This window comes from Pseudomonas sp. BJa5 (genome assembly GCF_030272875.2).
GTDB lineage: Bacteria > Pseudomonadota > Gammaproteobacteria > Pseudomonadales > Pseudomonadaceae > Aquipseudomonas.
Genome location: NZ_JALRNG020000019.1, coordinates 56392 through 76241, shown reverse-complemented (window position 1 = coordinate 76241; position 19850 = coordinate 56392). Strand labels below are relative to the sequence as shown.

Annotated in this window: 14 protein-coding genes, 2 tRNA genes and 1 pseudogene; 4 read left to right on the top strand and 13 right to left on the bottom strand. The window is 63.9% G+C overall.

Features of this window, described 5'->3' with window-relative positions:
* Positions 1 to 129: 129 nt before the first annotated feature.
* Both rlmB and rnr read right to left on the bottom strand, forming a co-directional pair.
* Positions 130 to 882: a 23S rRNA (guanosine(2251)-2'-O)-methyltransferase RlmB gene (gene rlmB, locus M2D63_RS13190; RefSeq protein WP_285863363.1), complete on the bottom strand. Its 753-nt coding sequence runs from the start codon at positions 880 to 882 to the stop codon at positions 130 to 132.
* On the bottom strand, positions 879 to 3470 hold the full coding sequence (gene rnr, locus M2D63_RS13185; RefSeq protein ID WP_285863362.1) for a ribonuclease R: 2592 nt from the start codon (positions 3468 to 3470) through the stop codon (positions 879 to 881). Before rnr ends, rlmB begins: the two co-directional genes overlap by 4 nt.
* 269 nt (positions 3471 to 3739) lie before the next feature.
* On the opposite strand from rnr, the gene M2D63_RS13180 reads away from it, so the two are divergent.
* From M2D63_RS13180 to M2D63_RS13165, 4 genes are all read left to right on the top strand, one after another.
* Positions 3740 to 3826: transfer RNA gene (locus tag M2D63_RS13180), tRNA-Leu, on the top strand.
* A gap of 75 nt (positions 3827 to 3901) precedes the next feature.
* Positions 3902 to 3988: transfer RNA gene (locus tag M2D63_RS13175), tRNA-Leu, on the top strand.
* 193 nt (positions 3989 to 4181) lie between these two features.
* Positions 4182 to 5195: an extracellular solute-binding protein gene (locus M2D63_RS13170; RefSeq protein WP_285863361.1), complete on the top strand. Its 1014-nt coding sequence runs from the start codon at positions 4182 to 4184 to the stop codon at positions 5193 to 5195.
* Positions 5195 to 6760 (top strand): iron ABC transporter permease, encoded by a 1566-nt coding sequence (locus M2D63_RS13165; RefSeq protein WP_285863360.1) that lies wholly within the window; start codon positions 5195 to 5197, stop codon positions 6758 to 6760. Before M2D63_RS13170 ends, M2D63_RS13165 begins: the two co-directional genes overlap by 1 nt.
* Positions 6761 to 6851: 91 nt before the next feature.
* Here the strand turns inward: M2D63_RS13165 and M2D63_RS13160 are convergent, their stop codons facing one another.
* From M2D63_RS13160 to M2D63_RS13110, 11 genes and pseudogenes are all read right to left on the bottom strand, one after another.
* Positions 6852 to 7556 carry a methyl-accepting chemotaxis protein gene (locus M2D63_RS13160; RefSeq protein ID WP_405309999.1) on the bottom strand — a complete coding sequence of 235 codons (705 nt, stop codon included), beginning with the start codon at positions 7554 to 7556 and terminating at the stop codon, positions 6852 to 6854.
* Between the two features lie 201 nt (positions 7557 to 7757).
* Positions 7758 to 7970 (bottom strand): annotated as a pseudogene (locus M2D63_RS13155) (methyl-accepting chemotaxis protein); the annotation flags it as partial.
* Between the two features lie 954 nt (positions 7971 to 8924).
* Positions 8925 to 10217, bottom strand: a complete 1293-nt coding sequence (locus M2D63_RS13150; RefSeq protein ID WP_285863358.1) for an adenylosuccinate synthase — start codon at positions 10215 to 10217, stop codon at positions 8925 to 8927.
* 54 nt (positions 10218 to 10271) lie between these two features.
* Positions 10272 to 11459 (bottom strand): ATP phosphoribosyltransferase regulatory subunit, encoded by a 1188-nt coding sequence (locus M2D63_RS13145; protein WP_285863357.1) that lies wholly within the window; start codon positions 11457 to 11459, stop codon positions 10272 to 10274.
* Between the two features lie 278 nt (positions 11460 to 11737).
* Positions 11738 to 12607, bottom strand: coding sequence for a protease modulator HflC (gene hflC, locus M2D63_RS13140; RefSeq protein ID WP_285863356.1), 870 nt, complete (start codon positions 12605 to 12607; stop codon positions 11738 to 11740).
* Positions 12607 to 13767: an FtsH protease activity modulator HflK gene (hflK, locus tag M2D63_RS13135; protein WP_285863355.1), complete on the bottom strand. Its 1161-nt coding sequence runs from the start codon at positions 13765 to 13767 to the stop codon at positions 12607 to 12609. Before hflK ends, hflC begins: the two co-directional genes overlap by 1 nt.
* A gap of 96 nt (positions 13768 to 13863) precedes the next feature.
* A complete protein-coding gene (gene hflX / locus M2D63_RS13130) occupies positions 13864 to 15165 on the bottom strand; it encodes a ribosome rescue GTPase HflX (RefSeq protein WP_285863354.1) in 1302 nt (433 codons plus the stop codon).
* A gap of 12 nt (positions 15166 to 15177) precedes the next feature.
* A complete protein-coding gene (gene hfq / locus M2D63_RS13125) occupies positions 15178 to 15438 on the bottom strand; it encodes an RNA chaperone Hfq (protein WP_028945676.1) in 261 nt (86 codons plus the stop codon).
* 98 nt (positions 15439 to 15536) lie between these two features.
* Positions 15537 to 16508, bottom strand: coding sequence for a tRNA (adenosine(37)-N6)-dimethylallyltransferase MiaA (gene miaA, locus M2D63_RS13120; protein WP_285863353.1), 972 nt, complete (start codon positions 16506 to 16508; stop codon positions 15537 to 15539).
* 1 nt (position 16509) lies between these two features.
* Positions 16510 to 18417, bottom strand: coding sequence for a DNA mismatch repair endonuclease MutL (gene mutL / locus M2D63_RS13115; protein WP_285863352.1), 1908 nt, complete (start codon positions 18415 to 18417; stop codon positions 16510 to 16512).
* Positions 18414 to 19847 (bottom strand): N-acetylmuramoyl-L-alanine amidase, encoded by a 1434-nt coding sequence (locus M2D63_RS13110; RefSeq protein WP_285863351.1) that lies wholly within the window; start codon positions 19845 to 19847, stop codon positions 18414 to 18416. Before M2D63_RS13110 ends, mutL begins: the two co-directional genes overlap by 4 nt.
* Positions 19848 to 19850 lie beyond the last annotated feature (3 nt).

Below are 19850 nucleotides of genomic sequence, written 5' to 3'. Positions count from 1 at the left end.
GCGCAATTGTAGAGAAGCGCCGGGGGACAAGCAAGGGAATTGGTGAATTATTGAGCAGCTGAAAAGCATCGCGGGGCAAGCCCGCCCCCACATGGATCTATGTGGGAGCGGGCTTGCCCCGCGAAGGCATCAACCCTTGGCTTTGGCGTTACGCTGACGAACGGCCTCGAACAGGCAGATACCGGTCGCCACCGACACGTTCAGGCTGCTCACGCTGCCGGCCATCGGCAGCTTGACCAGGAAATCGCAGTGCTCGCGAGTCAAACGGCGCATGCCCTTGCCTTCGGCGCCCATGATCAGGATGGTCGGCCCGGTCAGGTCCTGCTGGTACAGCTCCTGCTCGGCCTCGCCGGCGGTACCGACAATCCACAGGCCGCGCTGCTGGAGTTTCTCCAGGGTGCGCGCCAGGTTGGTCACGGCCACCAGCGGGATCACTTCGGCAGCGCCGCAGGCCACCTTGCGCACCGCAGGGGTCAGGGTCGCCGACTTGTCCTTGGGCACCACCACCGCCAGGGCACCGGCGGCATCGGCGGTGCGCAGGCAGGCGCCGAGGTTGTGCGGGTCGGTGACACCGTCGAGGACCAGGATCAGCGGCGTGACTTCGGTGCGGTCGAGCAGCTCTTCGAGCATCGCCTCGCCCCAGACCTGGCTCGGGCTGACCTCGGCCACCACGCCCTGGTGAACGCCTTCGACCCAGGCGTCCAGCTCGCGGCGCTCGGCCTGGCCGACGGCCACGCGGTACTGTGCAGCCAGTTCCAGCAGTGCCTGGAGCCGAGGCTCGCTACGGCCCTCGGACAACCAGATCTGCTTGACCCGCTTAGGGTGGTGACGCAACAGCGCTTCCACGGCGTGAACACCGTAGATCTTTTCCAACTGACTCATGACTTGGCCTTGGGTTTACGTGATCCGGAGCCCGCTTTCGGCGGCCCCTTGCGATGCTTGCTCGGTTTCTCCGACGACTTGCCGGCCTTGGAGGACGACTTGCCGCTGGCGTGCTTGGCATCGGCCATCAGCGCCTTCTTCATCTCCCGGCTCTTGCGCACTTCGGCGTTTTTCGCCGCGGCGTGCGAAGGGAAATAAGCTTCGGCGGTTTCGTTCTTCTTGCTCCGGCGCGCAGGCTCGGCCTTGATCGTCTCGGCCTTGTCGAGGATCGGCACAGCCTTGCCATCCTGCGGACGGACACCCTCGGCGCGCGGCTTGCGGCCAATCGGTGCCTTCAGGGTGTTTTCGGCCATCTCGAAGTCGATCTTGCGCTGCTCGAGGTCGACGCGCATCACCCGCACTTCGACCGTATCGCCCAGGCGGAAGCTGCGCCCGGTACGTTCACCGGACAGGCGATGGTGCACTGGATCGAAGTGGTAGTAGTCGCCCGGCAAGGCGCTGACATGGACCATGCCTTCGACGTAGATGTCGGTCAACTCGACGAACAGGCCAAAGCCGGTCACCGCGGTGATCACACCTGGGAAGCTCTCGCCCACGCGGTCCTTCATGTACTCGCACTTGAGCCAGTTGACCACGTCGCGGGTAGCCTCGTCGGCACGCCGCTCGCTCATCGAGCACTGCTCGCCGAGTTGCTCCAGGGTCGGCTCGTCGTACGGATAGATGCGCGCCTTGGGAATGCTCATGGCGCCGGCACGCTTGACGTGCGGGGTATCCTGGCGCGAACGGATCACGCTGCGGATGGCCCGGTGGGTCAGCAGGTCCGGATAACGACGGATCGGCGAGGTGAAGTGGGTGTAGGCCTCGTAGTTCAGACCGAAGTGGCCGTTGTTGTCGGCGCTGTACACCGCCTGGCTCAACGAGCGCAGCATCACGGTCTGGATCAGGTGGAAGTCCGGACGATCGGCGATGTTCGCCAGCAGCGCCTGGTAATCCTTGGGCGACGGACCGTCCTTGCCCTTGTGCAGGGACAGGCCCAGCTCACCGAGGAAGGCGCGCAGTTTTTCCAGGCGCTCCGGCGGCGGACCGTCGTGGACCCGGTACAGGGCCGGAATCTCGTGTTTCTTGAGGAATTCTGCGGTGGCCACGTTGGCCGCCAGCATGCACTCTTCGATCAGCTTGTGCGCATCGTTGCGCACGGTCGGCCGGATTTCGGCGATCTTGCGCTCGGAGCCGAAGATGATCCGGGTTTCCTGGGTTTCGAAGTCGATCGCGCCACGGGTGTGACGGGCCGCCAGCAGTACCTTGTACAGTGCATAGAGCTGCTTGAGGTGCGGCACCACCTCGCTGTATTCCTCGCGCAGGGCCTTGCCTTCGCGGGTGCGGGCGTGTTCGAGCATGCTGCTGACCTTGTTGTAGGTCAGGCGCGCATGGGAATGGATCACCGCTTCGTAGAACTGGTAATCGACCATCTGCCCGGACTTGTTGATGGTCATTTCACAGACCATCGCCAAGCGGTCGACGTGCGGGTTCAGCGAGCACAGGCCGTTGGACAGCTCTTCGGGCAGCATCGGCACCACCCGCTCGGGGAAGTACACCGAGTTGCCGCGCACCTGGGCTTCGGCGTCCAGGGCAGAACCCAGGCGCACATAGCTGGAGACGTCGGCAATGGCCACGTACAGGCGCCAGCCACCGGAGAACAGGCGCAGCTTGCCCAGGCTCTCGCAGTAGACCGCATCGTCGAAGTCGCGCGCGTCCTCGCCGTCGATGGTGACGAACGGCAGGTGGCGCAGGTCGATTCGGTGTTCCTTGTCCTTCTCCTCGACCTCCGGCTTGAGCTTGCGCGCTTCCTTGATCACGGCCTCGGGCCAGACATGGGGAATGTCGTAGCTGCGCAGCGCCACGTCGATTTCCATGCCCGGCGCCATGTAGTTGCCGATCACTTCGGTGATGTCACCCTGGGGCTGGAAGCGCGGGGTCGGCCAGTGGGTGATCTTCACCTCGACGAACTGACCGATCTTGGCGCCGCCGTTGCGCCCCGGGGTGACCAGCACTTCCTGCTGGACCTTGGGGTTGTCCGGGGTGACGAAGCCGATACCGCCTTCTTCGAAATAGCGACCCACGATGCTTTCATGGGCGCGGGAAATCACTTCGACGATAACGCCTTCGCGACGACCGCGGCGGTCGAGGCCGGAGACCCGGGCCAGGGCGCGGTCGCCGTCGAACACCAGGCGCATCTGCGCCGGGCTCAGGAACAGGTCATCGCTGCCATCGTCAGGGGCGAGGAAACCGAAGCCGTCACGGTGACCGGAAATGCGGCCCAGGATCAGGTCCAGCTTGTCTACCGGGGCATAAGTGCCGCGCCGGGTATAGATCAGCTGGCCATCACGCTCCATGGCACGCAGACGGCGGCGCAGGGCTTCGATCTGGTCTTCGGTGGTCAGGCCGAACTCTTCGACCAACTGTTCGCGCGCTGCTGGCGAGCCGCGCTCGTCCAGACGCTGCAGAATCAGCTCACGACTAGGAATGGGGTTTTCGTATTTTTCCGCTTCACGAGCGGCCTCGGGATCGAGGGACTGCCAATCGGCCATTAGGAGGGGTTCACCTTGTCTATATAAGGGTTAGTTTGGCATAGCCGTATTGAAACCGGAAATTTCAGGCTTGGACAGCCCCGACACGGCCTCCGGAGAGCGGCAATAGGCCCGCAGAATCAACAAGTTGAATTTTTTGAAATTTTTTTTGATCCGGGGCTTTACAGCCCTCGAGGTCATCCGTATAGTGCGCACCACAACGACGGACAGCCCGGCGTTGAGTTGAGACGAATCACGCTACCAAGCATATGTGACCTCAACGAATGTGTGCCCAGGTGGCGGAATTGGTAGACGCGCTGGTTTCAGGTATCAGTGACTTAACGGTCGTGGAAGTTCGAGTCTTCTCCTGGGCACCAAGTATTCTAGAGCGATAGATAGCAAATTTGTCTGTCACTCAGCAACACGATTCATGCTGTAGATGTAAAAGCTTTGCCCAGGTGGCGGAATTGGTAGACGCGCTGGTTTCAGGTATCAGTGACTTAACGGTCGTGGAAGTTCGAGTCTTCTCCTGGGCACCATATAAAAACCCACTAGCTTGCTAGTGGGTTTTTTCTTGCCTGCGATTTAACCCCTCCCCCGCCAGCCCCCGTAATTACAGCCCCGACGTCATCCGATAGTCTGCTCATGAATTTCTTGCCATGCGGCCACTTGAGAAACAATTTCGTTTACCATTGTTTCTAAATATGTAGCCGTAAGCGAGGAAGTACCCGCATGACGATCCGCCCGAAAACGCTGATGCGCACCCTGGCCGCCGCTGTACTGAGCCTGGTGATCGGCGCTCCGGCCGCCCTGGCAGATGAACCGGTCACCCTGACCCTGTACAACGGCCAGCACAAGGAAATCGGCGAAGCCATCGCCAAGGCCTACGAGGCCAAGACCGGTATCCACATCAACATCCGCAAGGGCAGCAGCAACCAGCTGGCCAGCCAGATCATCGAAGAAGGCGAGCGCTCGCCTGCCGATGTCATCTACACCGAAGAATCGCCACCGCTGAACAACCTCGGCGAACTGGGCCTGCTGGCAACCATCGACGACTCGACCCTGCAAATGCTGCCCAAGGAATTCGTTGCCAGCAATGGCACCTGGATGGGCGTGACCGCGCGCACCCGCGTGGTCGCCTTCAACCCCAAGGTGATCGACGAGAAAGAACTGCCACCCTCGGTGATGGACTTCGCCAGCCCCGAGTGGGAAGGCAAGGTCGGCTACGTGCCCACCAGCGGCGCCTTCCAGGAGCAGGCCGTGGCCATCCTCAAGCTGCACGGTCGCGAGGCCGCCGAAGAATGGCTGACCGGCCTCAAGGCCTTCGGCAAGACCTACACCAACAACATGGTGGCCCTCAAGGCGGTGGAAAACGGCGAAGTCGCCGCCGTGCTGGTCAACAACTATTACTGGTACGCCCTGAAGAAAGAGCGCGGCCAACTCGACTCCAAGCTCTATTACCTGGCCGACGGCGACGTCGGCGGCCTGATGACCATCTCCGGCGCCGCCGCCGTCAAGGCCAGCAAGCATCCCAAGGAAGCCCAGGCCCTGCTGGCCTGGATGGCCAGCGAAGAAGGCCAGCGGGTGATCACCCGTACCACCGCCGAGTACCCGCTGCACAAGGGCATGGTCTCGGACCAGGGGCTCAAGCCGTTCGAGGACCTGCGTCCGCCGAAGATCACTCCGGCTGACCTGGGTAACGCCGAGGAAGCCCTGGAGCTTGAACGCGAAGTCGGCCTGCTCTGATGAGTGCCGCACTGCCTGAACAGGCGCTGACCCGTTTCGTGCCACGCCGCAAGCGCCCCTCGATCTGGGTGGTGCTTCCGGTGCTGCTGCTGGTGGCCTTGAGCCTGTTGCCCCTGCTGTATGTCGGCCTCAAGGCCTGGCAGGCCGGCTGGCACGAAGCGCTGCGCCTGCTCTGGCGCCCGTTCGTCTGGGGCCTGATGCGCAACACCCTGATGCTGATGGTCGGGGTGACGGTGGTGTGCGCCGTGCTCGGCCTAGCCCTGGCCTGGCTGCTGGAGCGCAGCGACCTGCCCGGTCGGCGCCTGTGGGGCGTGATCCTGTGCCTGCCGTTTGCCGTTCCAGCCTTTGTCAGCGGCTTTACCTGGGTATCGCTGAGCCCGCGCTTCGAAGGCCTTGGCGGTGCGATCCTGGTGATGAGCCTGTCCAAGTACCCGCTGGTGTTCCTGCCGGTGGCGGCGACCCTGCGCAACCTCGACACCTCCTTGGAAGAGTCGGCGCGCACGCTTGGGCAAAATCGCTGGGGCGTGTTCTTCAGGATCACCCTGCCGCTGCTCTGGCCCTCGATCCTCGGTGGCAGCCTGCTGATCGCCCTGCACATGCTGGTGGAGTTCGGCGCCCTGTCGATCCTCGGCCTGCAGACCTTCACCACCGCCATCTACCAGCAGTTCGAACTGGAGTTCAGCAACGCCAACGCCGCCATGCTGTCGGCAGTGCTGCTGTTCATGTGCCTGTTGATGCTCTGGCTGGAGCTTCGGGTCCGCGGCAAGGCGCGGCATGTGCGTATCGGCCAGGGCGTGGCCCGGCGCGGCGCGCCTATTCGCCTGCGTGGCTGGATGCCACTGGGCCAGCTGTTCTACCTGGTACTGGCACTGCTGGGAAGCGGCATTCCGCTGGGGATGCTCGGTTACTGGCTGAGCGTCGGCTCGTCGGCGGCCTTCCCGGTTGCCGACATCAGCCGCGCGCTGTTCTCGTCGCTGTCGCTGTCACTGGGCGGCGCCGGGTTGAGCCTGCTGCTGGCCCTGCCGGTAAGCTTCCTGGTGGTGCGCTACAAGGGCCGGCTGGCCATCTGGGCAGAACGCCTGCCGTACCTGCTGCACGCCCTGCCGGGGCTGGTGATCGCCCTGACGCTGGTGTACTTCGCCTTGCACTATGTGCCCGCGCTGTACCAGACCACGGGGTTGCTGCTGCTGGCCTACGCCCTGCTCTTCCTGCCCCTGGCCCAGGCGCCGGTGCGCACGGCGCTGAACAAGGCCGCACCCCAGCTCGAAGAGGCCGCGCGCACCCTTGGCGCCACACCGTTCAAGGCTTTCTGCCGGGTGACCCTGCCGATCATCTTTCCAGCCCTGGCGGCAGCCTTCGCGCTGGTGTTCCTCGATGCCATGAAGGAGCTGACGGCCACCTTGCTGCTCAGCCCGACCGGCATGACCACCCTGGCCACCGAGGTCTGGGCGCACACCGCCAACGTCGAGTTCGCGGCGGCGGCGCCTTATGCGGCGCTGTTGATTGTAGTGTCTGGGTTGCCGGTGTACCTGCTGACTACGCGGATGTACCTCAACCGCGCGTGATAGGGGCTCTGTAGGAGCGGGCTTGCCCCGCGATAGCGGTGCGTCAGTCACATCGTATCGCGGGGCAAGCCCGCTCCTACAGGCAGCGTCTTCAGGCGCGAAATTGACCGAGACTGGCCTTGAGCTGCCCCGCCAGGTCATCGAGCACCTTGCTGCTGGCCGTGGTCTGCATGACCACTTCGGCAGCCCGCTCGGCCTGCTCATGGATCGTCTGCACCCGGCCACGCACGGCCTGCGCACCATGTGCCTGCTGTTCGGCGGCACGGGTGGCCAGGCCAATGGCCGCATGCACCTGCTCGACCGAGGCCTGTACCGACTGCTGCAGGCGCGCATTGTCGCGCAGCACCAGCAGACCTTCGCTGGCCTGACGCCCGGCCTGGCTGATCGCCGCCACCGCCTCTTTCGCCCCTTGCTGCAGGGCACCGATATGCGCCTGGATATCGCCGGTCGAGCTCTGCGTCTTGCTAGCCAGCGCCCGCACCTCATCGGCAACCACGGCAAAGCCGCGCCCGGTTTCACCGGCCCGCGCCGCTTCGATGGCGGCGTTGAGCGCCAACAGGTTGGTCTGTTCGGCAATCCCGTGGATGACCGTCAGCACCACCTCGATCTGCTCGCTTTGCCGGGCCAGGCGCTCGATGACTTGCGAACCGGTCTCGACCTGGCCGGCGAGGTCCTCGATCAGCTTGGCCACCTGGGTCGAGGTGCGGCTGTTCTCGTCGGTGGCCTGGCGAATATCCACCACCTGCTGCAAGGCCGACTGCATAGCCTGGCTTTCCGCCTGGGCCTCATCGGCCATGGTCGACAGGTCACGCAGGCTGGCCGCCACTTCGTCGCGCTGCAGTTCGGCGGCGGCATCGGCACCGGCATTGCGCCGGGCCATGGCGCCGATCTCGATGCCGGTACGCTGGGCCACCTCGCCGGCTTCGCGCACGATGGGCTGGAGCTTGTCGACGAACTGGTTGACCGCTGCGGCCATGTCGCCGATTTCATCGCGACTGTCGATCGCCACCCGCTTGGTCAGGTCGCCCTCGCCGGCGGCCAGGTCATTCAAAGCACCAATCAGCAGACGAAGCTTGTTCACTACCCGGCGACCCAGCACCACAGCCACCACCAGCAGTACGCCAAGGCCCACCAGGGCCAGGCCCACGCCGATATTCCAGCGCAAGGTCGCGGCGGCGTCCTGAACGCTGCGAGAGATATTAGCCTGCATGCCGGCGGCACTGGCCTGAGCCGCCTCCAGGCGCGCGCGCAAGGCCTTGTTGCTGTCGGCCGCGGCGCCCACCAGGCTCTCGCCGACCAGTTGATCACCGCTGGCGATCAGCGCCGAGAAGCGCTGGTCGAGGGCCTTGAGTTCGGCATCCACTGCTGCCGTGGACACACCCATCAGCACCTTGCCGATTTCCACGCCGTTGGGGTTGATCGAGGCTTCGACGAAGTACACCGAAGGGTCATTGCGCGCAGCATCCAGCACCTTGTCCAAGGCCCGTTCGCCCTGGCCTTTTTCCAGCAGGGCCTGGTTCACCGGGTGCTGGCGGTTCAGGTAGCGGGTCAGGTGCTGGCCCTGGGCATCGTCATACACCACGAACAGCACGTTGGGATTGCGCTGGGCACGACGCGAGAACTCCGAGAGGGTCGGTATGTCGTTGTCCCACATGGCCCGCGGCGCCACCGAGGCCAACAGCTCAGCCATGTCGTTGGCCGAGTCCTTGAGGTTTTTCTCCAGGGTCGCGCGCAGCTGGGCCTGTTCGCCCTGCAGGCGGCTCGACAAGCCGGTGGTCAAGCGCTGCCGAGTGCTGGCAGACAGGCTGTCGAGCCCCGAGCTGACTTCACGCCCGGCCTGCTCAAGCTCTGTGGATAACTTCTGGCTGTCGGCCGACAACCGCTTGCCCAGGTCCGCTTCAAGGGTGGTGACCGTGCTCCGGGTCAGCGCGACGGCAACCAGCACCTGCACCAAAAGAGCGATACCAAGGGCAACAAAGACAGGCCGCAACAGGCGGCTTCGTAACAGTGAGAGAACGGCTGACACGAAAGAACCCTCTACGACTGGGGCCATTAAAGTGATGGCATCCCTGGAGCGATTCTTACAGCAAAGGTTGTGCCGAACAGCAGGCAGAAACGACAAAGGCCCCTATGAAGGGGCCTTTGTCTTTACATCGATCGCCGATCAGGCAAACGGATGACGCAGGACGATGGTCTCGTTGCGGTCCGGGCCGGTGGAGATGATGTCGATCGGCGCACCGACCAGCTCTTCCACGCGCTTGATGTAGGCACGGGCGTTGGCCGGCAGTTCTTCCAGGGTCTTGGCGCCCAGGGTCGACTCGCTCCAGCCCGGCATTTCCTCGTACACCGGCTCCAGGCCGATGTAGCTGTCGGCGTCGGTCGGGGCATCGATAACGGCACCGTTCTCGTTCTTGTAGCCAACGCAGATACGGATGGTTTCCAGGCCGTCGAGCACGTCCAGCTTGGTCAGGCACAGGCCGGAGATGCTGTTGACGTCGATGGCGCGACGCAGGATGACGGCGTCGAACCAGCCGCAACGACGGGCACGACCGGTGGTGGCACCGAACTCGTGGCCACGCTTGGCCAGGAAGGCACCGACGTCATCGAACAGTTCGGTCGGGAACGGGCCCGAGCCAACGCGGGTGGTGTAGGCCTTGGTGATACCCAGGATGTAGTCCAGGTACATCGGGCCAACGCCGGAACCGGTGGCGATGCCACCTGCGGTGGTGTTGGAGCTGGTGACGTACGGGTAGGTACCGTGGTCGATGTCCAGCAGCGAGCCCTGGGCCCCTTCGAACATGATGTCCTTGCCGGCGCGACGCAGGTTGTGCAGCTCGGCGGTGACGTCGAGCATCATCGGCTTGAGCAGCTCGGCGTATTCCATGCACTCGTCCAGGGTCTTCTGGAAGTCGATGGCAGGCTCTTTGTAGTAATTGACCAGCACGAAGTTGTGGTAGTCCAGCAGCTCGCCGAGCTTGGCGGCGAAGCGCTCGCGGTGGAACAGGTCACCGATGCGCAGGCCGCGACGGGCGACCTTGTCTTCGTAGGCCGGGCCGATGCCGCGACCGGTGGTGCCGATCTTCTGCTCGCCACGGGCCTTTTCGCGGGCCTGGTCCAGGGCCACGTGGTAGGACAGGATCAGCGGGCAGGACGGGCTGATGCGCAGGCGCTCACGCACCGGTACGCCCTTCTCTTCCAGCTTGGTGATTTCACGCAGCAGGGCGTCCGGTGCAACCACCACGCCGTTGCCGATCAGGCACTGTACGCCTTCGCGCAGTACGCCCGACGGGATCAGGTGCAGCACGGTCTTCTCACCGTCGATCACCAGGGTGTGGCCAGCGTTGTGGCCGCCCTGATAGCGCACTACGGCGGCAGCATGTTCGGTCAGCAGATCGACGATCTTGCCTTTGCCCTCATCACCCCACTGGGTGCCCAGGACTACGACATTCTTACCCATAACACTTGTCCTCATTCGCGCAAACTTGGCGCCGGTCGATACCGGCGGGAAAACTCAAATGGCCAGCGGCAGAACCTGCCAAAGCCCGTTTTGCTGAATCAATTGCCGATCGCAATCCGCCTCGAGGGCGGCAGTCAGTGGCTGCCCAGGCAAGGCCTGGACCACCCGCTGACCGTCACTGCGCAATTGGCAGACCAACTGCCAGAGTGCCGCGTCGCTGCTGTCGGGCATCCAGATCCCGCCAGACGGCAACACCACCTCGGCTCGCCCCAGTGTGACCAGGGTCTTCAAATCCGTGGAGAAACCGGTAGCCGGGCGTGCCCGGCCGAAGTCCGCTCCGATGTCGTCGTAACGACCGCCCTGGGCGATCGACTGACCGACACCCGGGACGAAGACGGCAAACACCACACCGGTGTGGTAGTGGTAGCCGCGCAGCTCGCCCAGGTCGAAATACAGGGGCAGCTGTGGATAACGTGCCGCCAGGCGCTCGGCGATGGCCAGCAGGTCGTCCAGGGCTGCCAGCACCGCGGCCGGTGCACGGCCCAGGCGTACCCGCGCCTCGGTCAGCACTTCACGGCCACCGCACAGCTCGGTGAGCGAGCGCAGCATGCCAGCGAGGTCCGCCGGCAGGTTGGCGGTCAGTTCGATGACTTCGTCGATCGCCTTGCGCTGCAGGGCATCGAACAGTTGTTGCTCGACCGCGCCCGACAGGCCGGCCGCACGGGCCAGGCCGCGGTAGATGCCGACATGACCGAGGTCCATGTGCACATCCGGCACATCGGCCAGTTGCAGCATGGCCAGCATCAGGCTGATCACCTCGACATCGCTGACCGGGCTGGCGTCGCCATACAGCTCGGCACCGAGCTGGATCGGGCTGCGCGAGGTCGACAGTGCCCGTGGCTGGGCATGCAGCACGCTGCCGGCATAGCACAGGCGGCTCGGCCCTTCACGGCGCAGGGTGTGCGCATCGATGCGCGCTACCTGCGGGGTGATGTCGGCACGAAAGCCCATCTGCCGCCCCGATTGCGGATCGATGACCTTGAAGGTGCGCAGATCCAGGTCCTGGCCGGCACCGGTAAGCAGCGATTCCAGGTACTCGATATGCGGGGTCACGACGAACTCGTAACCCCAGCTCTGGAACAGATCCAACACCTGGCGACGCGCGATCTCGATGCGCGTCGCCTCAGGTGGCAGTACTTCTTCGATGCCATCTGGCAGCAGCCAGCGGTCTACCGTTGCCATTACGCCATTTCCCCTATGGTCCGGGCGGCCTGCCCACGGGCGAAGCCTTGAGTGAAGCAGGTATCGACAAACAACGCGCGCAGCACTGATTCCAGCGCGACCGCCGTGCCAATACCCTCGAATACCTTGGGCTGCTCTGTAGACCGGCGCCGGGTTACGGCCGTTCGATCTTGCAGACGCAAAAAAGCCGGGAATTTCCCGGCTGCCGCATCATACACCCGTTTTCTCGCGGGAGCACCCCGCCAGGCGTTTTAACCGCCCGGCGGGTGCAACCTTGCTTACGGCTTGGTCTTGTCCATGAAGCGGAAGAACTCGTTGCTCGGGTCGAGCACCAGTACGTCGCTCTTGTTGGCAAAGCTCTCGCGGTAGGCCTTGAGGCTACGGTAGAAGGCGTAGAACTCCTGGTCCTGGCCGTAGGCCTTGGCATAGATTGCCGCCGCCTGGGCATCGCCGTCACCGCGGGTCTCTTCCGATTCGCGATAGGCTTCGGCCAGCAGGACACGGCGCTGACGGTCGGCGTCGGCACGAATACCTTCGGCCAGCTCGTTACCCTTGGCGCGGTGCTCGCGGGCTTCACGCTCACGCTCGGTGCTCATGCGCTCGAACACGCTGCGGTTCACTTCCTTGGGCAGGTCGATGGCCTTGACGCGAACGTCGACCACTTCGATGCCCAGCTCCTTGCTGGCCATGCGGTTCAGCGAGGCAGTGATGTCAGCCATCAGCGCATCGCGCTCACCGGAAACCACTTCGTGCAGGGTGCGCTTACCGAACTGGTCACGCAGGCCGCTTTCCAGACGGCGCGACAGACGTTCATCGGCAATCTGCTTGAGGCCCGAGGTCGCAGTGTAGAAGCGCTCGGCATCCTTGACCCGCCACTTGGCGTAGGCATCGACCATCACCGCTTTCTTTTCCAGGGTCAGGAAGCGCTGGGTCGGGGCGTCCAGGGTCATCAGGCGGGCGTCGAACTTGCGCACCTGGTTGACGTAGGGAACCTTCACATGCAGGCCAGGCTGGACATCGGCCTGGACCACGCGACCGAATTGCAGCAATACCGCGCGTTCGGTCTGGGCCACGATGTAGAAGCTGTTCCAGGCCACGATCGCCAGCACGACGCCGACGATCAGGGCGATCAGCGATTTATTGCTCATCAGCGGCTCTCCCTAGTACGCAACTGCTGTTGCTGCTGTTGCAGGTCCGCCGCCGCGCGGTTGGCCGCATCGTTGACCGAGACCGGCACGCTGCTGACCGGGGCGCTGCTGGTGCGACTGCCTTCGACCATCTTGTCCAGCGGCAGGTAAAGCAGATTGCTCTGGCCATCCTTGCCGGAAACCAGGACCTTGCTGGTGTTGCTGTAGACTTCCTGCATGGTATCCAGGTACAGGCGCTGACGGGTCACCTCAGGGGCCTTGCGGTACTCGGCGACCAGCTTGGTGAAGCGGTCGGCCTCACCCTTGGCGCGGGAGACGACTTCGTCGCGGTAACCGTTGGCGTCCTCGATGATCCGCTGGGCCTGACCGCGGGCTTCCGGCACCACGCCATTGGCGTAGGACTCGGCCTGGTTGCGGGCACGCTGCTCGTCTTCGCGGGCACGGATCACGTCGTCGAAGGCTTCCTGCACTTCACGCGGGGCTGCCGCGCTCTGGACGTTGACCTGGGTGACGGTGATGCCGGTACGGTAGGTATCGAGGAAACGCTGCAGGCGCTCCTTGATTTCCACGGCCATCTGTTCACGACCTTCGGTCAGCACCTTGTCCATGGCGGTGGAACCCACCACGTGGCGCAGGGCACTGTCGGTCGCGTGCTGCAGGCTGACTTCAGGCTGATCGACGTTCAGCACGAAATCCTGCAGGTTGGTGATCTTGTACTGCACGGTCAGCGGCACCTCGACGATGTTCTCGTCCTCGGTGAGCATCTGCCCCTGCTTGGTGTAGGCACGCTCGCGCGTGACGTTTTCCATGTACTTGCGATCGATCGGCGGGAAGTAGATGTTCAGGCCCGGCCCTACGGTTTCGTAGTATTTGCCGAAGCGCAGCACCACTGCCTGCTCCTGTTCGTCGACCACATACACGGCGCTGTACAGCCAGATGGCTGCCAGCACGGCCAGCCCGACACCGAGCAGGCCGAAGCCACCGCCCTTGCCGATGCTGTCTCCACCGCGTTTCTTGCCGCTGCCGAACATGCCGTTCAGGCTGTCCTGCAGCTTGCGGAAGGCCTCGTCGAGATCCGGTGGCCCTTTCTTGTCGCCACCACGGCGCCCGCCCCAGGGATCCTGATTGTTCGAGTTGCCACCCGGCTCATTCCAAGCCATAGCGCTCTCCATCTGATAAAGCAAAGACGCACCCACGGCGCGCCGTCCAATGCTACAGAATGCCTGTCACGGCTGCCCGGCCGCGTCGCCGGGCTTTTATTGCAAAGTGTGTTGCTCGATGAATTCCACTGGCTTCAGGCCTTCGCGACTGACCAGGCGATTGAACTCGACCCGGGACAGGCGTATGGCCAGAAGGCTGCCGCCTTCATCGTCATGCTCTTCGCCCTGCACCGCACCTGCGGCGAAGAACTGCGCGCGCAATCGTGCGAAACGCTGTCCAAGGCGCAAGGTTCCAATAAACAGGTCATCCCCCAGCAACTCGGCGATCGCCTGCCCCACCAGCTCCAGGCCACGCCCATCACGCGCCGAGACCCAGACCCGCTGCGGCTTGCCGTCGGCATCGCGCTGGATCTGCGGCTCGACACCTTCGAGCAAGTCGAGTTTGTTATAGACCTCGAGGATCGGCAAGCCTTCTGCACCAATCTCCCCCAGCACCGCCATGACCTGCTCGATCTGCTCCATGCGATCAGGCTCATGGGCGTCGATCACATGCAACAGCAAGTCGGAGTTGCTCGACTCTTCGAGCGTAGCTCGAAACGCCTCCACCAGCTTGTGCGGCAGATGACGAATGAAGCCCACGGTGTCGGCCAGGACGATCGGCCCGACATCGTCGAGCTCGAGGCGGCGCAAGGTCGGGTCGAGGGTGGCGAACAGCTGGTCGGCGGCGTAGACCTCCGATTCGGTCAGGGCATTGAACAGCGTCGACTTGCCGGCGTTGGTATAGCCCACCAGGGACACCGACGGGATATCCGCACGCTTGCGGCCCCGGCGCGCCTGCTCGCGCTGGCTGCGCACTTTCTCCAGCCGCGACTTGATCTGGCGCAGGCGTACCCGCAGCAGTCGGCGGTCGGTTTCCAGCTGGGTTTCACCCGGGCCGCGCAGGCCGATACCGCCTTTTTGCCGCTCAAGGTGCGTCCAGCCGCGGACCAGCCGCGTGCTCATGTATTCGAGCTGGGCCAGTTCGACCTGCAGCTTACCTTCATGGGTACGCGCCCGCTGGGCGAAGATGTCGAGAATCAGACCGGTGCGGTCAAGCACGCGACACTCGAAGACTCGCTCGAGGTTACGTTCCTGACTGGGTGTGAGGGTGTGATTGAAAATCACCAAATCAACCTGTTCGGCTTTGACCAGGTCGCGCAGTTCCTCGACCTTGCCGCTGCCAATCAGGTATTTGGCGGTGGGCTGATGTCGCGCCACATTGGCGAACGCGACAATATCGGCCCCAGCCGACAGTGCCAGCTCCTGAAACTCCTGCGGATCTTCGCGCGCCTCAGGGTTCTGACCTTCCAAGTGAACGAGGACCGCCCGTTCACCACCACCGTGGCGCTCAAAGAACAAAGCAGACTCCTATCAGGCGTTACCTGGCTCAGCGTCGCCATGCTCGGATTCGGATGCGCTTGGCAGACGGATCGGACGCACTGGAACGACGGTCGAGATGGCGTGCTTGTAAACCATCTGGCTGACGGTGTTTTTCAGCAGGATCACGAACTGGTCGAAGGATTCGATCGTGCCTTGCAGCTTGATGCCGTTGACCAGATAGATCGAAACCCCAACTTTCTCTTTTCTCAAAGTATTCAAGTAAGGGTCTTGTAGCGAATGCCCTTTTGACATATGCCGCACTCCTGTAAGGATCAATAGTAAAAAAATTCAAAGAAAATGTAATGGCTCAAGCCGCCCCACCCCCAAGGATAGACGGCAATTGCAAGGACTCAGCCCAATATGGAGACCGATCCCAGGTATTTCAAGGTGCGAGACAGATTGTCGCAAGCCAGGCTGTCCAGCCAGTGCAGGTCAGCCCAACTACGCAACCAGGTGAATTGCCGTTTCGCCAGTTGGCGAGTGGCAATAATGCCGCGCTCCTGCATTTCCACCGATGTCAACTTGCCATCAAGGTGATCCCAGACCTGGCGATAACCAACCGCCCGTATAGACGGCAGTCCCGCGTGCAAGTCACTTCTGGCTCGCAGCAATCGGACCTCGTCAACGAAGCCCTGTTCCAGCATTTGCCCAAATCGTAGCGCAATCCGCTCATGCAGTACGTGACGATCGTTTGGCGCTATGGCCAGGCTGGCGACAGTATAGGGCAAATGACCGGCTCCCGAAGCGCCTGCGACGCTACTTTCAGCCGATTGACGCTGGCGATGTGCCGTCATGCTCATGCCACTGACCCGATAAACCTCCAGCGCACGAATCAGGCGCTGGGGGTCATTGGGGTGAATGCGCGCCGCCGATTCCGGGTCGACCGCCGCCAATTGCTGGTGCAACGCCTGCAAACCGAGGCGCGCGGCCTCTTCTTCCAGCTCGGCGCGCACCTGCGCATCGGCAGCCGGCATATCGGCCAGGCCTTCGAGCAACGCCTTGTAATACAACATGGTGCCACCGACCAGCAGCGGAATATTGCCGCGCGCAGTGATCTCGGCCATGGCTTCCAGGGCATCACGGCGAAACTCGGCGGCCGAATAGCTCTGGGCCGGATCGAGAATGTCGATCAGGCGGTGCGGATGGGCGGCCAGTATTTCTTTCGAAGGCTTGGCGGTGCCGATGTCCATGCCCCGGTAGACCAGCGCCGAATCGACGCTGATCAGCTCGCACGGCAGCACCTTGGTCAGCTCGATGGCAAGGTCGGTCTTGCCCGCCGCGGTCGGGCCCATCAGGAATATCGCGGGAGGTTTGCCACTCATCTTATCGACCGCGCAGGAACAGTTTGTCCAGATCGTCCAGGCCCAGTTGGGTCCAGGTCGGCCGGCCATGGTTGCATTGACCGCTGCGCTCGGTGTTTTCCATGTCACGCAGCAGGCCGTTCATTTCTGCCAGCGCCAGGCGCCGGTTGGCGCGAACGGCGCCGTGGCAGGCCATGGTGCCGAGCAGTTCGTTCAGGTGCGCCTGGATACGGTCGCTGGTGCCGTACTCCATCAGGTCGGCCAGCACGTCCTGGACCAGGCGGTTGGCCTCGGCCTGCTTGAGCAGTGCCGGAATCTGGCGGATTGCCAGGCTTTCCGGGCCCAGGCGCTGCAGTTCGAAGCCCAGGCGCTGGAACCACTCGGCATGCTCCTCGGCGCAATCGGCCTCGCGCTGGCTCAGGGCCAGGGACTCGGGCACCAGCAGCGGCTGGCCGCTGAGGCCTTCGCTGGCCATGGCCACTTTCAGGCGCTCGTACATGATGCGCTCGTGGGCCGCATGCATGTCTACCAGCACCAGACCCACGGCATTCTCGGCGAGGATGTAGATGCCCTTGAGCTGCGCCAGGGCGTAGCCCAGCGGCGGAATATCGCCCTGGCTGTCGGGCAGCGCGGCAGGCGCGGTGTCGTTCAGTGGCGCGAAGAACTCACGATAGACACTCTGCGCCTCGGCGGCCGGCACCGGCTGGGCCGGGCGCGGGGTGTACTGGTACTGATAGCTGCTGCCCGCACCGCTGCCATTGCTGCCCGCCATTGGCCGGGCACCCGGCGCGGCCACAGGCTGCTCGAGCACGTTGGCGGCCAGGCGCATTTCGCCCTGGGGCCCGAATTCGCCCGCCTGCAGGCCGCTGGGACGGACAATCTCGCTGCTGGCCGCCGGTGCGGCCAGTTGATCTTCGGGACGCACATCGGCCAGCGCCCGGTGCAGGGTGCCGTACAGGAAGTCATGGACCATGCGCCCGTCGCGAAAACGTACTTCGTGCTTGGTCGGGTGCACGTTGACGTCGACACCGGTGGGGTCGACCTCGAAGAACAGCACGAAGGTCGGGTGCCGGCCATTGAACAGCACGTCACGATAGGCCTGGCGCACGGCATGGGCGACCAGTTTGTCGCGCACCGCCCGGCCATTGACGAAGAAGTACTGCAGGTCGGCCTGGCTGCGCGAGAAGGTCGGCAGGCCGACCCAGCCCCACAGGTGCAGGCCGTTGCGCTCGACCTCGATCGGCAGCGCCTGTTCGAGAAAGCCCGGGCCGCAAATCGCCGCCACACGGCGGGCACGGGCGGTATCGTCATGGGCTTCGTGCAGGCTGAGCACGCTCTTGCCGTTGTGGCGCAGGTGAAAACCGACATCGAAGCGTGCCAGCGCCAGGCGCCGGATGACTTCCTGCAGGTGATCGAATTCGGTTTTCTCGGTCTTGAGGAACTTGCGCCGGGCCGGGGTGTTGAAGAACAGGTCGCGTACTTCCACCGAGGTACCGACCGGGTGCGCCGCCGGCTGTACCCGCGGGGCCATGTCGCGGCCTTCGGTTTCCACCTGCCAGGCCTGGTCGGCGTCGCGGGTGCGCGAGGTCAGGGTCAGGCGCGCCACCGAGCTGATCGATGCCAGGGCCTCACCCCGGAAGCCCAGGCTCATGACCCGCTCCAGGTCTTCAAGGTCACGGATCTTGCTGGTGGCGTGACGGGCCAGGGCCAGGGGCAGGTCGTCGGCGGAAATGCCGCCGCCATCGTCGCGCACCCGCAGCAGCTTGACGCCACCCTGCTCGACTTCCACGTCGATGCGCCGGGCACCAGAGTCCAGGCTGTTTTCCAGCAGCTCCTTGATCACCGATGCCGGGCGCTCGACCACCTCGCCGGCGGCGATCTGGTTCGCCAGCCGCGGGCTGAGCAGCTCGATCCGGGCGTTACCAGTCATTGCTGGGCCGCCAGGGCAGTGCTGGGGATGCTCAGGCTCTGGCCGACTTTCAATTCATCGGTCTTGAGGTTGTTGGCCGAGCGCAGGTTGGCAATGTTGACCTGGTAGCGCACCGCGATCATGGCCAGGGTCTCGCCCGGACGCACACTGTGCTCGCGGGGCCCCTGGGCGATCTTGCCGCTGTCACGCAGGAAGGCGATGTAGGTGCCCGGCGGCGGGTTCTGCTGGAAGAACTGGCGCACGCCACTGTGAATCGAGCGCGCCAGGGACTGCTGGTGGCTCGGGGTGGCCAGCTTGGCCGCCTCGTTGGCGTTGGAGATGAAGCCGGTTTCCACCAGGATCGACGGGATATCCGGAGACTTCAGCACCATGAAGCCTGCCTGTTCGACCCGGCGCTTGTGCAGCGGCGTGACCCGGCCCATGTTACCCAGGACCTTCTGCCCGACGTTCAGGCTGGAACTGAGCGATGCGGTCATCGACAGGTCGAGCAGTACACCCGCGAGCATGCGGTCCTTGTCGTCGAGGCTGACGTTGCCGGCACCGCCGATCAGGTCCGAACGGTTTTCGCTGTCGGCCAGCCAGCGCGCGGTCTCGGAGGTTGCACCACGGTCGGACAGGGCGAACACCGAGGCGCCGAAGGCGGCCTTGGACGGCGCGGCGTCGGCGTGGATCGAGATGAACAGGTCGGCGCCCTTCTTGCGGGCGATCTCGGTACGTTTGCGCAGCGGAATGAAGTAGTCGCCGGTACGCGTCAGTTCGGCGCGGAACCCTTTCTCGCTGTTGATCTGGCGCTGCAGCTCCTTGGCGATCTGCAGCACGATGTCTTTCTCATGCTGCCCCCTGGAGCCGGAAGCACCCGGGTCTTCGCCGCCATGGCCGGCGTCGATGGCAATGACGATGTCACGCTTGCCGCTAGGAACCGGAGTGAGCTTGATCGCCGGCTGCGCAGGTGTGACCGGCACGGCCGGGGCGGTGGCAACCGGAGAGGCCGGGGTCGGTGGCGGCGGCGCGGCATCCGCGGCCTGGTCATACAGGTCGACCACCAGGCGGTTGCCGTACTGGGCGTTCGGCGTCAGGATAAAGCTCTTGGGGGTGACCGACTTGTTCAGGTCGACCACCACGCGCAGGTCGGTAGGCGTGCGCTGGGCCGAGCGCACGCTGGTAATCGGGGTGTTGGAGGTCGATACCGTCAACGGGGCGGCCAGGGTCGCACCGTTGATGTCGATGACCAGGCGATCCGGGGCACTCAGGGTAAACACGCTGTGCTGAACCGGCCCCGAGAGGTCGAACACCAGCCGTGTGTTATCCGGCGCTCGCCACAAACGCATGCTTTTGACTTGCGTGACGGCGGCCAGAGCATCAACAGTTACCGCCGTAAGCAGCAATCCTACGACCGCAACCACTGCGCGAATGCGCATACCTATCCCCATTTT